Annotated in this window: 2 protein-coding genes and 1 pseudogene; 2 read left to right on the top strand and 1 reads right to left on the bottom strand. The window is 73.9% G+C overall.

Translation table 11 applies throughout. The features are described from left to right. Positions 1-12: 12 nt before the first annotated feature. Complete coding sequence (locus tag ABH920_RS19075; protein WP_370350377.1) at positions 13-1,278, bottom strand: pyridoxal-dependent decarboxylase, exosortase A system-associated; 1,266 nt, start codon at positions 1,276-1,278, stop codon at positions 13-15. A gap of 491 nt (positions 1,279-1,769) precedes the next feature. On the opposite strand from ABH920_RS19075, the gene ABH920_RS19080 reads away from it, so the two are divergent. Continuing rightward, a complete protein-coding gene (locus ABH920_RS19080) occupies positions 1,770-10,244 on the top strand; it encodes a type I polyketide synthase (protein WP_370350378.1) in 8,475 nt (2,824 codons plus the stop codon). A gap of 86 nt (positions 10,245-10,330) precedes the next feature. Continuing rightward, positions 10,331-15,775, top strand: a pseudogene (locus ABH920_RS19085) (type I polyketide synthase); the annotation flags it as partial. Between the last annotated feature and the right edge of the window lie 22 nt (positions 15,776-15,797).

Genomic DNA, 15,797 nt, shown 5'->3' on the forward strand with positions numbered 1-15,797 from the left:
TCGTGCCGCTCGTCAGACCAGGACCTCGGCGGGCGCGGGATGGCCGAGGAACGCGGTGGGACTGGCCGTCAGGCCGTAGGCGCCGGCGCAGAAGACCGCGACCAGGTCGCCGATCCGCGCGGGCGGCAGGCTCACGCGGTCGCCGAGCAGATCCAGCGGTGTGCACAGGCAGCCGACGACGTCGACCGTCTCGTACTCGTTCTTGTTCTCGTTCTCGCTCGCGTCCTCGGCGGCGTCGCCCGCCGCGGTCGCCAGCTCGACCGGGTAGTTGCGCCGGATCTTCTGCCCGAAGTTGCCCGACGCCGCGAGCTGGTGGTGCAGGCCGCCGTCGACGACGAGGTAGGTCCGGCCCCGCGATTCCTTGCGGTCCACCACCCGGGTCAGATACACCCCCGCCTCGCCGACCAGGTACCGGCCGAGTTCGATGACGACGCGCGCCGCGGGCAGCTCGGACCGGATCGCGGTGTCCATCAGCTCGGCGAGGTTCGCGCCGATCGGGGCCAGGTCGAGCGCCCGGTCGCGGGCCGCGTACGGGATGCCGAACCCGCCGCCCAGGTTCAGGTAGCGGACCGGTCCGGGGGCCGCGGCGGCGAGCTTGAGGATCAGCTCGACCGTCCGGCGCTGGGCGTCGCAGATGCTTTCGGCGTCAAGGTTCTGCGATCCGGCGAAGACGTGGAAGCCCTCGAAGTCCAGATCCCCGTCCGCCACCGCCGCGAGGACGTCCGGGATCCGCTCGGCGTCGATGCCGAACTGCTGCGGGCCGCCGCCGAGCTGCATCGCCGAACCGCGGATCGCGAAGTCCGGGTTCACCCGCAGGGCGACGCGGGGCCGGACGCCGAGCAGGCCGCCGACCTCGCGCAGCCGGGCGAGCTCGGTCTCGGACTCCGCCTCGACCGTCACCCCGGCGGCCACCGCCTGCCGCAGCTCCGCCGTGGTCTTGCCGGGGCCGGCGAAGCTCACGTGTTCGGCCGGCATCGTGCTGTTCAGCGCCTCGCGTAGCTCCCCGGCGGAGGCCACGTCGAAGCCGTCGACCAGGCCGCTCAGGTGCTGGAGCACCGCGGGCATCGGGTTGGCCTTGACGGCGTAGTTCAGCCGGACGCCCGCCGGCAGCGCGGCGCGCACCGCGGACACCCGCTCGCTGATCAGTGCTCTGTCATACACGAAGAACGGTGTCGTCCCGACGCGTTCGGCCAGCCGGTCCGCCGGGATTCCGCCGACAAGGAGGACGCCGCGGTCGCGCTTGAACGGAACGGCCCGGTCCGGGGCGGCATTCGTCATGAGAGGCCCTCCTCGACACGGAATGAAGAACACTGATTCGATCAGCAGGAACGTTATCCGCCGATCAGCGATCGCGCCTCGTCCGATGTGGCCAAGTCGCCGTGGACAAACTGTCCCGCACGGCTAAGTCCGCGCCCTTGCTGCCGCCGCGGACGTGCCCGGTGGCCGTGTTCCGCAGGTCCGGGCGGTAGGTCACGTGCTTTGCCGAAAACGGCCGCCGGGGAATACCTGGCGCGTTGTCGGTGCACTGCGATAATGCCGGAACCCGATTCAGGGTATTGCCGGTGGCAGCTTTATGTCGGCACTTACATGCCAGCGGTCGGCGGCATTATCAACCTTGACTCTGCAACAAACGTTTCACAGGATTTCCAAGGGTCCGCGGGCCCACTTATCGGCACTGCGACGGTGGGTGTTCTATGTCTTCCCGGAATAGCGAGCGAGGCGGCACGCCGGTGTACGGAGCGCACGGAACGCAGGGAACGCAGGGAACGGTGCCCGCGGAGCAGATCGCGGTGATCGGCATGGCCTGCCGGCTGCCTCGCGCGTCGGACCCCGCAGGGTTCTGGACGCTGCTGCGCGAGGGCGTGGACGCGGTCGGCGAGGTACCGGCGGAGCGCTGGCCGCAGGGCGCGGCGGCCGGGTACCGGCGCGGCGGGTTCCTGGACGAGGTCGACCGGTTCGACGCGGGCTTCTTCGGCATCTCCCCGCACGAGGCGGCGGCGATGGACCCGCAGCAGCGGCTGATGCTGGAGCTGGCCTGGGAGGCCTGCGAGCAGGCGCGGATCGCGCCGGACCGGCTGCGCGGCAGCGACACCGCGGTGTACGTCGGCGCCATCGCGGCCGACTACGCCGCCCTCGTGGACCGGCTCGGCGCCGCCGCGCTCAGCTCGCACACGCTGGCCGGCGTGCAGCGCGGCATCATCGCCAACCGGATCTCCTACGTGCTGGGCCTTCGCGGCCGCAGCATGACCGTCGACACCGGCCAGTCCTCGTCGCTGGCGGCCGTGCTGAGCGCCTGCGAGGACCTGCGCCGCGGCGACTCCCGCATCGCGCTGGCCGGCGGCGTCAACCTCAACCTCCTGCCGGAGACCACCGAGGCGATCAGCCGCTTCGGCGCCCTGTCGCCCGACGGGCGCTGCCACACCTTCGACGCACGCGCGAACGGCTACGTCCGCGGCGAGGGCGGCGCGCTCCTCGTGCTGAAGCCGCTGCGTGCGGCGCTGGCCGACGGCGACACAGTGCACTGCGTCATCCTCGGCGGCACGCTGAACAACGACGGCGGCGGCACCGGCCTTACCGTCCCCGACGCCCGGGCCCAGCGCGAGGTCATCGGCAGCGCCTGGCGCCAGGCCGGCGTCGGCGCCGCCGAGGTGCAGTACGTGGAGCTGCACGGCACCGGGACGGCGGTCGGCGACCCGATCGAGGCGGCGGCGCTGGGCGGGGCGCTGGTTGACGCGGTTGACGCGGTTGACGCGGCGGGAGGCGACGGCGCCGGGAGAGACGACGGCGCCGGACCGCTGCTAGTCGGCTCGGTGAAGACGAACATCGGCCACCTCGAGGGCGCGGCAGGCATCGCGGGGCTGCTCAAGGTCGTGCTCAGCCTCACGCACCGGGAACTCCCCGCGAGCCTGAACTTCACCACGGCGTCGCCGCAGATCCCTCTCGCGGATCTGAAGCTTGATGTGGTGCGCGAGCGGCGGGGCTGGCCGAGGCCGGATCGGCGGCTGGTGGCCGGGGTCAGCTCGTTCGGCATGGGCGGCACGAACTGCCACCTGGTGCTCGCCGAGGCGCCGGCTGCGGTGTCGGCCGAACCGGTCTCTGCGCAGGCCCGCCCGAGTGCGGTAGTGCTCTCCGCTCGCTCCGCCGAAGCCCTGCGCGGCCAGGCGCGCAGCCTCTCCGACTACTTGGACCGCAACGCTGCCACCGACACCGCCGACGTGGTGCTCTCCTTGATCCGCACCCGGACCCGCTTCGAACACCGGGCCGTGTTCCTCAATGCCGACCGCACCGCGCTGAAAGCCAGCCTCGACGCGCTCGCCGACAACCGCCCCGAGCCGGCAGTCGTCACGGGGCGCGCAGTCTCCGGTTCCGTCGCGCTGATCTTCCCCGGCGAGGACTCGCAGTGGCCCGGCATGGCCCGCGACCTGCTCGACGGAGCCTGCCCGGCATTCGAGCGCCGCCTCGACGAGTGCGCCCAAGCGCTGGAGCCGCATCTCGACTACGCGCTGCTCGACGTCCTGCACCAGCGGCCGGGTGCCCCGGAGCCGTCCCGGATCGACGTGGCGCAGCCCGTGCGGTGGGCGGTCACGGTGGCACTCGCAGAGCTCTGGCGCTCCTGGGGCGTGCGGCCCGACATCGTGATCGGCCACTCCGACGGCGAGATCGCCGCCGCGACCGCGATCGGTGCGCTGGACCTGGAGGATGCCGCGCTCGTCGTCGCGCGGCGCAGCCTGGACGCGCGATCGTCCGCCGACGAGCTGCGCTCCGCATTCGCCTCGATCCGGCCGAGGAGCGTGCCCGCCACCTTCATATCCAGCGTGACCGGCGAGCCGATCGACACCGCCACCCTCGACGCCGACTACTGGTCCCGCGATCTGCGCCATCCCGTGCGCTTCGCCGACGCCGTACGCGGAGCCATCGACCTCGGCGCCGGACTGTTCATCCAGCCGAGCCCGCATCCCGTGCTGATCGAGGCGATCGAGCAGAGCGCCGAGGCGGAAGACGTCGCCGTTGTCAGCACCCTGCGCCGCGACCAAGACGGACCGCACCGGCTGCGGCACGCTCGCGCCGAGGCGTTCGTCGCCGGGGCCGACATCGACTGGGACGCGGACTGCGTGCTCCCCGGGGCCCGGCTCATCGACCTGCCCACCTACGCTTTCCAGCGCGAGCGCCACTGGCTCGCGGACATGCCGCAGCCGACTGAACCGACCGAGCCGATCGAGCCGATCGAGCCGATTGAGCCGACTGAGCCGATCGAGCTGGCCGAGTCGGCCGAGCTGGCCGGGCCGACCGAGCCGATCGAGCCGATCGAGCCGATCGAGCCGACCGAGTCGACCGAGTCGGCCGAGTCGGCCGAGTCGGCCGAGCCGACCGAGCCGACTGCCATCGAACCGCCGCCGGCCCCCGCGCATCCGACGTCTACTGCTGCCCGCAGCCGCACCGAACTCCGCGACCTGGTCGCCGACACCGCGGCGCACATCCTCGGCCACCCCGATCGCCGAGCGATCGACCACTCCCGCAGTTTCAAAGACCTCGGCTTCGACTCATCCGCCACCGTCGAACTCTGCCGGCGCCTGCGCTCCGCCACCGGCCTGCGCCTCGCCACCTCGGCCGTCTACGACTTCCCGACCCCCAAGCGCCTCGCCGACCACCTGCACGCCGGGCTGGCCGATACCCCGCCCTCCGCGCCGAACGAGCCACAGCCTGCGCGGCTCACCCGCGCCGCGCCGAGAAGCCCGAGCGCCCCGCAGAGCCCCGACCAGGACCAGGCCCAAGACCCCATCGCCATCACCGCAATCGGCTGCCGCTACCCCGGCGGCGTCGAATCCCCCGCCGACCTCTGGCGCCTTGTCGCCGCCGGCACCGACGCCATCACCCCCCTGCCCACCGGCCGTGGCTGGGACCTCGATGCGCTCCTCGGCTCCGGCGCGGGCCGTCCCGGTAGCTGCGCCACCCGCTTCGGCGGCTTCCTGCACGACGCCGACCGCTTCGACGCCGCGTTCTTCGGTCTGAGCCCGCGCGAGGCGCTGGCCATGGACCCGCAGCAGCGTCTGCTCCTGGAGACCGCGTGGGAGGCGTTGGAGCGCGCCGGCCTGGACCCGACCGGGCTTGAGGGCTCGCCGGTCGGCGTCTTCGTCGGGGCGATGGCCGCCGAGTACGGTCCGCGGCTGCACCGGCCCACCGGGGTTGCCGACGGCCACCTGCTCACCGGCACCGCGCTGTCCGTCGCGTCCGGCCGCATCGCCTACACCTTCGGGTTCCAGGGTCCTGCGATCACCGTCGACACCGCCTGCTCCTCCTCGCTGGTCGCCGTGCAGCTCGCGGTGCAGGCGCTGCGGCGCGGCGAGTGCCCGATGGCGCTGGCCGGCGGGGTCACGCTGATGGCGAACCCGGGGCACCTGGTGGAGTTCAGCCGCCAGAACGGCCTGGCCCCCGACGGCCGCGCGAAGGCCTTCTCCGCCTCGGCCGACGGCACCGCCTTCGCCGAGGGGGCCGGCCTGCTGCTGCTCGAACGTCTCTCCGACGCCCGCCGCGCCGGCCGCCCGGTGCTGGCCGTCGTCCGCGGCGGCGCCGTCAACTCCGACGGCGCCAGCAACGGTCTGACCGCGCCCAACGGCCAGGCTCAGCAGGACGTGATCCGCCGCGCCCTGGCCGACGCCGGGCTCGCCGCCCACGAGGTGGACGTCGTCGAGGCGCACGGCACCGGCACCGCGCTCGGCGACCCGGTCGAGGCGCACGCGATCGCCGCCACCTACGGCCGCGCGCACTCCGACGCCGCTCCCGTGTGGCTCGGATCGGTGAAGTCGAACATCGGCCACACCCAGGCCGCCGCGGGTGTCGCCGGCGTCATCAAGATGGTGATGGCGATGCGCCACGAGCTGCTGCCCCGCACCCTGCACGCCGAGGAGCCCACGCGGGAAGTGGACTGGGACGCCGCCGCCGTCCGGCTGCTCGCCGAGGACCGCCCCTGGCCGCGGCAGGACCGGCCCCGGCGCGCGGCGGTGTCCAGCTTCGGGATCAGCGGCACCAATGCGCACCTGATCATCGAGTCCTTCGAGTCCTTCGAGCCTTTCGACGATGCACCCGCACCCGCCGCCGACGCTCCGGCCCCCGACGCTCCGGCCGCCACCGCGCCCCTGGTCTGGACCTTCTCGGCACGCACCGCCGCCTCCCTCCGAGCCTACGCCGCCCGCCTCGCGACCTTCGCCGCCGACCTCGACGCCGTCGATGACCGCACCCTGCTAGCCACCGGCCCAGCCCTCGCCCGCCGCGCTCAGTTCCCCCACCGCGCCGCAGTCGTCGCCGCCGACCGTGCTCACCTCCGCGCCGCGCTCGAAGACCTCGCCGCCGACCGCCCGAACCCCGCCGCCTGGACCGGAATCGCCTCCCCGCGCACCGAGCCGGTGTTCGTCTTCCCGGGCCAGGGCTCGCAGTGGCACGGCATGGCCGCCGAACTCGCCCGCACCGACGAGACCTTCGCCGCGCACCTCCGCCGCTGCGACGAAGCCCTGGCCCCGCACACCGGATGGTCCGTCCTCGACGTCCTGCACGGCACCGAAGGCGCCCCGCCGATGGACGGCTCCGACGTCATCCAGCCGGTCCTGTTCGCGGTCACCATCGCGCTCGCCGCGCTCTGGCAGGCCGCCGGGATCCGTCCCGCGGCGGTGGTCGGGCACTCGATGGGCGAGATCGCCGCGTCCCACATCGCCGGCGCGCTGAGCCTGCCCGACGCCGCGAAGCTGGTGGCCGCGCGCAGCCAGGTCATCGGCTCCATCGACGGCACCGGCGCGATGCTCTCCGCGGTCGCGCCCGCCGCGCGGATCCACGAGCTGCTCGCACCGTGGGCCGACCGGCTGTGGGTCGCGCTGCGCAACGGCCCCCACAGCACGGTGATCGGCGGCGATCCCGACGCGGTCGAGGAGTTCACGCAGCGCTGGGGCGAGAGCATCCAGCTCCGCCGCGCCGCCCTCGCCTACGCGGCGCACACCCCGCACATCGCCCGGGTCCGCGACGAGCTCTACCGGAAGATCGGCGTGATCACCCCCGCCGCCGCCGACATCCCGATCCTCTCGTCCTACCTCGGAGCCCGCGTCGATCCGGCCACGCTCGGCACCGACCACTGGTACGAGAGCCTGGCCTGCCAGGTCCGGTTCGACGAGGCGGTCCGCGCCGCCTCCGCCGTCGTCGAGTCGCCGCTGTTCATCGAGGTCAGCCCACACCCGATCCTGTGCGGCGACGTCGAGGACACCCTGGCCGAGGCGGGCCTGGACGGCGCGGCCGTCGGCTCGCTGCGCCGCGATTCCGGCGGCCGGCGGCAGTTCCTCGCCGCGGCCGCGCAGGCCTACGTCCAAGGCGCCCCGGTGGACTGGCAGGCGCTGCTGGGTTCCGCAGACCGGTACGTCGAGCCGCCGGCGTACGCGTTCGACCGCCAGCGCTTCTGGTTGGAGAGCACTGAGAACGCTGACAGCACCAAGAACACCGATCACGCATCGACGAGCGCCCAGCGGCACTCGCTGTTCGACTCGATCGTGGCGGTCGCCGAGGACGACCGGATCCTGCTGTCCGGCCGGCTCTCCCTCGCTTCGTCGCCATGGCTCGCAGACCACACCATCGGCGGTGTCGTGCTCCTACCCGCCACCGCCTTCGCGGAGCTCGCCCTGCAAGCCGCGGACGCGGCCGGGGCCGGGGCCGAGTGGATCGAGGAGCTGACCCTGCACACGCCGCTGGCGCTGACGGCATCGGACGCGATGGACATCCAGGTCACGGTCGGCGCGGCCGACGCGTCCGGCCGGCGCTCCCTGTCGGTGTACTCCCGTCCCTGCGACGGCTCCAGCTCCGAATGGACCCGGAACGCGAGCGGACAGCTGGGCCCCGGCGACTCCGCCCCCGCCGGGGGAGCGGTGCCGGCCACCTGGCCACCGGTCGACGCCGTCCCCGTGGACCTCGAAGACCTTTACGAGCGACTGGCCGCCACCGGGTACGAATACGGACCCTCGTTCCAAGGCCTCCAAGCCGCATGGCGCACCGACGACGGCTTCTGCGCGGAGGTCCGGCTGCCCGCAGGCGCCATGCCCGAAGCCAGTGCATTCGCGATGCACCCCGCGCTGTTCGACGCGGTGCTGCACATCCTCGTCCTCGACGCGATGAGCGACGCGCCCGACGCCGGCCTGCTGCTCCCGTTCTCCTTCTCGGGCCTGGACGTGGCCGTCACCGGGACCGAAAGCCTGCGAGTGCGCCTGACCGGACGTTCCGACAGCGCGGTCAAGCTTGATCTCTTCGACTCCACCGGCCGTCGCGTCGGCGGCGTCGACAGCCTCGCGCTGCGCCGCGTTCCGGTGAATCGCGCACTCGGCGGTTCGGCCGCCTCGGGCCTGTATGACTTCACGTGGGCGGCGACCGGCCTGAGCGAAGCAGACCTCGAAGGACGCCATTGGGCCGTGCTCGGCGACAGCAGCGAATCGGCGGCGATCACCGCCGCGCTGAAGGAGTTCGGCGCCGACATCGAGCACTTCGACGATCTGTCCGCCCTGGTCACGGCACCCCGCAGCGAGCTGCCCGCAGTGGTCGTCGTGCCCTGCGCGGCAGAGGCGGCGCGCGCCATCGGCGAAGCGCTCACGCCGATGCTCGACCTCGTTCAGCAGTGGGCCGCCGACGAACGCCTCGCGGATACGCAGCTGCTGGTCCTTGCCGACCGGACGACGCCCGCCGCCGCAGCTGTCTGGGGCCTGATCCGCTGTGTGCAGGCCGAGCATCCGGGACGCTTCGCGATCGCCGATCCCGGGCTGCTCGGCGGTCAGGTCCGCGACCGTGCGGCGTGGCGCCTCGTCGCCGCCGGGCTCGACGCCGCGCAGACCCAGTTCGCCGTGGAGGGTGGCCGGTTGCTCGCTCCGCGCCTGGCACGGCGCTCGGCGGCGACCGCCGCGCCAGACCTGTCCGATCTGACCACGGGCACCGTCCTGATCACGGGAGCGACCGGAGGCATCGGCGCCCTGGTCGCCCAGCGGCTCGTCACCGACCACGGAGTCAGGGACCTGCTCCTCGTCTCCCGCAGCGGCGCCGCGGCACCCGGTGCGGCAGACCTGTCCGCTCGGCTCACCGACCTCGGCGCACGGGTCCGGATCGAATCCTGCGACGTCGCGGACCGCACGGCCCTGACCGCACTCCTCGCCTCCGTGCCCGCCGACCGGCCGCTGGTCGGCGTGGTGCACGCGGCCGGCATGCTCGACGACGCGCTCGTCGCGGCCCTGACCCCGGAGCGTTGCGCGGCCGTCCTGCGGCCCAAGGCGGACGCCGCGTGGCTGCTGCACGAGCTGACCGCCGACCTGCCGCTGCGCGCCTTCGTGCTCTTCTCCTCGGTCGTCGGCGTGCTCGGCAACGCCGGACAGGCGAACTACGGCGCGGCGAACGCCGTCCTGGACGCGCTGTCCGCGCATCGTCGCTCGCTCGGCCTGCCGGCGATCGCGATTGCCTGGGGCCCGTGGACCGTCGGCATGACCGAGGGCCTGACGAAGGCCGACGAGGCACGCTTCGCACGCTCCGGACTCGCCGCGCTCGACGCGGCGGCGGGCCTCGACCTGTTCGACGCCGCGCTGCGCTCCGCCGATACCGCCGCCGATGTCGATGCCGATGCCGACGCCACTACCGCCACCTCCACTGCGGTCGTCGTCGCCGCGAAGTGGGACCGCGAAGCCCCCCGCCGTACCACCACCCCGCCCCGGCAGCCCGGCGCGCGCCCGGCACGGCAGCCGACGCCCGCGGCCCGACTCGCCGACCTGAGCCGCCCCGAAGCCCTCGAAGCCCTGCTGGCCATGGTCCGCCGCAACGTCGCCGTCGCCCTGGCCCACGAGACCGCTGAGGCCGTCGACGTCGACCGTTCCTTCAGCGAACTCGGCTTCGACTCCCTGTCCTCCGTCGAGCTCCGCCGCACGCTCGGCGACGAGCTCGGCCGCCGCCTCCCCGCGACGCTCCTGTTCGACCACCCCACCGTCGCCGCGGTCGCCGGGTTCCTGCTCCGGGAGCTGGCGGCCGACGAACCGGGTGTGGACGACGTCCTGCGCGATGCCGTGGACCGCGCGTTGGACCGCCTCGGCGCCGACGGCGCCGACGACGCACAACGCGCCCGCGTGGCCGCCGTCCTCGACGCGGCCCTGGCCCGCCTCGGCGCCCCGCAGCGCACCGGCGGCGGCGCCGACCGGTTCGACGGGGTGTCCGACGAAGAGATCTTCCAGTTCATCGAACAGCTCTGACAGCCGACCCGGACAGCGCTCACCGACAGGCCCAGAAGGGGTGAACATCCATGGCTGGTGAAGAGAAACTGCGCGAGTACCTCAAGAAGGTGACCGCGGACCTGGCGGACGCGAAGAGCCGGATCGCCGAGGCCGAGGCACGCCGCCACGAACCCATCGCGATCGTCGGGATGGCCTGCCGCTACCCCGGCGGCGTGGACAGCCCCGAGGGCCTGTGGCGCCTGGTCGACGAGGGCCGGGACGCGACCTCGGAGTTCCCCGGCGACCGAGGCTGGGACACCGAGGCCCTGTACGACCCGGATCCCGAGGCGGTCGGCACCTCCTACTCGCGCCGCGGCGGCTTCCTGGAGGCGGCCGGCGAGTTCGACGCCGCGTTCTTCCGGATGAGCCCGCGCAACGCGCTCGGCACCGACCCCGGCCACCGCCTCTTCCTGGCCTGCGCCTGGGAGGCCTTCGAGCGCGGCGGGTTCGATCCGACCGCGCTGCGCGGCAGCCGCACCGGGGTCTGGGCCGGGCAGATGTACGACTACTACTCCACCCGCTTCCTCGCCGCGAGCCCGCCGGCCTTGGAGGGCCTGCTGGCCGTGTCCAGCACCGGCAGCATGCTCTCCGGCCGCGTCTCCTACACCTTCGGCTTCGAGGGCCCCTCGATCACCGTCGACACCGCCTGCTCCTCCTCGCTGGTGGCCGTGCACCAGGCCGTGCAGTCCCTGCGCGGCGGCGAGTGCGCCCTCGCGGTGGCCGGCGGCGAGACCGTGATGCCCACCCCGACGCTGTTCGTCGAGTTCTCCCGGCAGCGCGGCCTGGCCGCGGACGGCCGGTGCAAGTCCTTCTCCGCGGATGCCGACGGCACCTCCTGGGCCGAGGGCGTCGGCGTGCTCGTCCTGGAACGGCTCTCCGACGCCCGGCGCAACGGCCGGCACGTCTACGGCCTGATCCGCGGCACCGCCGTCAACCAGGACGGCGCCAGCAACGGCCAGACCGCGCCCAACGGCCCGGCGCAGGAGGCGGTCATCCGCCAGGCGCTCGCCGACGCCCGGCTCGACCCGCGCGACGTGGACGCCGTGGACGCGCACGGCACCGGCACCCGGCTCGGCGACCCGATCGAGGCGCAGGCGATCATCGCGACGTACGGCCGGGACCGTCCCGAGGACCGGCCGCTGTGGCTCGGCTCGCTGAAGTCGAACATCGGCCACGCCCAGGCCGCCGCGGGCGTCGCCGGCATGATCAAGATGCTGATGGCGATGCGCAACGGCGTGCTGCCGCGGACGATCAACGTCACGGAGCCCACGCAGCACGTCGACTGGTCGGCCGGTACGGTCCGGCTGCTGACCGAGCCGCGCGCCTGGGCGCCCGGCGGCGACCGGCCGCGCCGGGCCGCCGTGTCCTCCTTCGGGATCAGCGGGACGAACGCGCACGTGATCCTTGAGGAGCCAGACGTCGCGGACATGCTGCGGTCCGCAGCCGAACCGGCGTCCGCACTCGATCCCGCACTCGATCTCGCACTCGATCTCGCACTCGATCCCGCGCCCGAGCCATCGCCTGAGCCATCGCCCGAGCCATCATCCGAAACGCCGCCGCACGCCTGGATCCTCACCGCCCGCAGCCGCACAGCGCTCGAAGGCCAGGCGCGCCGACTCCGCGCCCGGGTGCAGGCCGACGAGGCCATCCGCCCCCTCGATGTCGCCCGCTCGCTGGCGACCACCCGCGTCCGCTTCGACCACCGCGCCGTCGTGGTCGGCGCCGACCGGGACCGGCTGCTCGCCGGCCTGGACGCCCTCATCGCCGGCCGGGACGACGTCCCGGTGGTGCTCGGCACGGCCGAGGTCGGAGCCCGCGCGGCGTTCGTCTTCAGCGGACAGGGCAGCCAGCGCCCCGGCATGGGCCGCGACCTGTACCGCGCGTTCCCGGCTTTCGCCGCGGCTTTCGACGAGGTCTGCGAAGCGCTGGACCAGCACCTGGAGCGTCCGCTGCGCGAGGTCATGTGGGCCGAGCCGGACTCCCCGGATGCCGCCGCGCTCACCGAGACCGCCTACACCCAGCCGGCCCTGTTCGCCTACCAGGTCGCCGCGTTCCGGCTGCTGTCTTCGCTCGGCCTGGAACCGGACGTCGTCGCCGGCCACTCCGTCGGCGAGATCGCGGCGGCGCACGTCGCCGGAGTCTGGGACCTGCCCGACGCGGCCCGGTTCGTCGCGGTGCGGGGCCGGCTGATGCAGGCCCTGAGCGAACGCGGTGCCATGGTGGCGATTTCGGCCACTCCGGAGGAGGTGTTGCCGTTGCTCGCGGACCGGGTCGGCATCGCCGCCGTAAACGGCCCGGCCGACGTCGTGATCTCCGGCGAGGAAGAGGCCTGCCTTGCTCTCGCGGCGCAGTTCGAGGAGCGGGGTCGGCGGGTCCGCAGGCTCACCGTCAGCCACGCGTTCCACTCGCCGCTGATGGAGCCGATGATCGCCGACCTCGCCGCGCACCTGGCGACCATGACCTTCCACGCCCCGCGGATCGCCGCGCAGACCGACCTCGGCCCCGAGCGCTCCTGGACCGAGCCGTCCTACTGGACCGACCAGGCACGGCAGGCCGTCGGCTTCGCCCCGATGATCGGGCGGCTGGAGTCCGCCGGGATCGGCGCCTACCTGGAGATCGGCCCGCAGCCGGTGCTTTCCGCCATGATCCGCTCCTGCCTGGCCGCCGCCGACACCCCGGTGACCGCCACTGCCGCCAAGCGGCAGCCGGAACTCGACGGTTTCGTCCTCGGCCTCGGCGCGGCCTTCGCCGCGGGCCTGGACGTCGACTGGCCGGCGCTCACCGAGGGCGGCCGCGTCATCGAGCTGCCGACTTACGCCTTCGAGTGCGAGAACTATTGGCTGCTGCCGCCGACCGCGCCGGCTGACGTCGCGAAGGCCGGCCTGCGCGCGATCGAGCACCCGCTGCTGAGCGCCGCGCTGGACGTCGCGGAAGGCGGCCCGCTGGTCGCCACCGGCCGGGCCGCGCTCGCCGACCTGCCCTGGCTGGCCGATCACGCGGTGGCCGGCTCGGTGGTCGTGCCCGGCGCCGCGGTGCTCGACCTCGTGCTCGAACTCGGCCGCCAGGCCGGCTTCGAGAGCGTCGCAGAGCTCGCCTTCGAGGCCCCGCTGGTGCTGCCTGCCGAGGGTGCGCTGGCGTTGCAGGCGGTCGTGAACCCCGTCGACGGAACGGTCCGGGTCTTCGCCCGCGCCGAGGACGACGCCGAGTGGACCTGCCACGCCTCCGGCCGACTGGAGGCGGCCGGATCCGCGGCCCCGGCCGACACCGGCTGGGCGCTGTCCTGGCCGCCGGCGGACGCGGCGCCGATCGACTTCGACGACGCCTACGACCGGCTCGCAGAGCTCGGCTACGCCTACGGCCCGGCCTTCCGCGGCGTGCTCGCGGCCTGGCGGCTCGGCGACGACCTCTACGTCGAGGCCGAGCTACCGCAGGAGGCTGACACCCCCGGCTTCGGCCTTCATCCGGCGCTGCTGGACACCTCATTCCACCCCTCCATCGCCGAGAGCGGCAGCGCTGATCTGCGCGTCCCCTTCGCGTTCCACGACGTCCGCCTGCACGCCACGGGAGCCACCGGGATCCGAGTCCGGATCGGCACCGGCGGGGACGACCGGCTTTCACTTGACGTCGCGGACGGTGCTGGTCTGCCGGTGCTGACCATCGGCGAGATGCGGGTCAGAACACTGACGGCCGCTGCGCTTCCCGGCGGCTCCGGCCCGGTCGGCTACTGCGGCGTCGACTGGATCGAGCACACCCCCCGGGCGGAGCACGCCTCGGCGAGGCTCGCGGACGGGTCGCAGTGGGTGTCGATCGCCGACCCCGCGACGCCTCCGATCACCGCAGCGCGCACGGTGTTCCGCGAAGTGCTCGACGCCCTGCGCGCCTGGGTCGCCGAACCGCGCGACGCCGGAGCCCGGCTCGTCGTGGTCGCGGACCCGGATGTCCCCGCGACAGCCGTTGCCTGGGGCCTGGTCCGCGCCGCGCAGATCGAGAACCCCGGCCGCTTCGTCCTGGTCGGCGGCGACGTCGACGCGACGACACCGGCCCGGGTGGCCGCGGTGGTGGCAGCCGGCGAGGATCAGTGCCTCCTGCGCGGTGATCGGATCCTGGTTCCCCGCGTTGTGCGCCGGACGCCGGCGCCCGCCGAACCGGTCGACCTGTCCGACGGAACGGTGCTCGTCACCGGGGCCACCGGCGAACTCGGCGCGCTGATCGCCGAGCGGCTGGCCGAACGGCACGGCGCTCGGGACCTGCTGCTCGTCTCCCGCCGCGGTGCGGCTGCGGACGGCGCCGCGGAGCTGACCGCGCGCCTGCAAGCGCTGGGAGCCCAGGCGCGGTTCGAGGCCTGCGACGTGGCCGACCGTGCCGCGCTGGCCGCTCTGCTCGCCTCGATCCCGGCCGACCGGCCGCTGATCGGCGTCGTGCACTCGGCCGGCGTCCTGGACGACGCGACGCTCGAAGGCCTGGCGCCGGAGCGGGTCGAGAAGGTCTTCCGCCCCAAGGTGGACGCCGGATGGCTGCTGCACGAGCTCACCCTCGACCGGCCGCTGCGTGTGTTCGTGCTCTTCTCCTCGATCGCCGGGGTGATCGGCAACGCCGGGCAGGGCAACTACGCGGCCGCCAACACCTTCCTGGACGCGCTCGCCGCGCTGCGGCGCTCGCTCGGGCTGCCCGCGGTCTCGGTCGCGTGGGGCCTGTGGGCCACGGCCTCCGGCATGGGTGCCGGGCTGACCGCTGCCGACGAGGCCCGGCTGGCCCGCATCGGGATAGCCGGGCTCAGCGCCGAGCAGGGACTCGCGCTCTTCGACGCGGCGCTCGGCGACACTGACGCGCCGCCGCTGGTCGTCGCCTCGCGGTGGAGCATCGCGGGTCTGCGGGCCCGTGTCGAGAGCGGCGAGGAGATCTCCGGGATGCTGCGTGCGCTCGTGCGTGCCACGTCGCGTCCGCGCGGCGCGTCTGCTGCGTCCCCGGGCACGGGCACGGCCGCACGCGGCGGTGCCCCGCTGGCCGACCGGCTCGCGGGCCTCACGGCGGAGGTGGCGCGCAAGACGATCACCGAGCTGGTGCAGGGGCACGCGGCGGCGGTGCTCTCGCACGGCTCGGCCGAGGCCGTGGACGTCGGCGCGTCGTTCAGCGAGCTCGGCTTCGACTCGCTGACCGCGGTCGACTTCCGGAACCGCCTCAACGCCGACGCCGGCCTGCGGCTGCCGGCCACGGCGGTGTTCGACCACCCGAGCGTGATTCGGCTGTCCGAGCATCTGTTCGGCCTGGTCGTCGGCGCGGCGCCGAGCGTCCCGGACCGGCTGCGCGCGGCCCTGGCCGAGGTCGGCGGCCTGCTCGCGGCGCCCGAGCTCGACGCCGCCGGCCGGGAGCTGGCCGCGGCCTCGTTGCGGGCCCTGCTCAGGGCGACCGGGGCCGCGCCGCCCGCGCAGTCCGCGGCGGACGCCCCGGGCGACCGGCTCGGGGAGGCCTCCGACGAGGAGATCTTCGCGTTCATCGACGGACAGCTCTAGCACCGGCGCGCCGGCACCGATC

The organism is Catenulispora sp. EB89, from assembly GCF_041261445.1.
GTDB lineage: Bacteria > Actinomycetota > Actinomycetes > Streptomycetales > Catenulisporaceae > Catenulispora.

What these genes read in the sequence shown, in the direction of transcription:
- ABH920_RS19075 (WP_370350377.1), bottom strand. Translation starts at nt 1,278, where the DNA reads ATGACGAATGCCGCCCCGGACCGGGCCGTTCCGTTCAAGCGCGACCGC.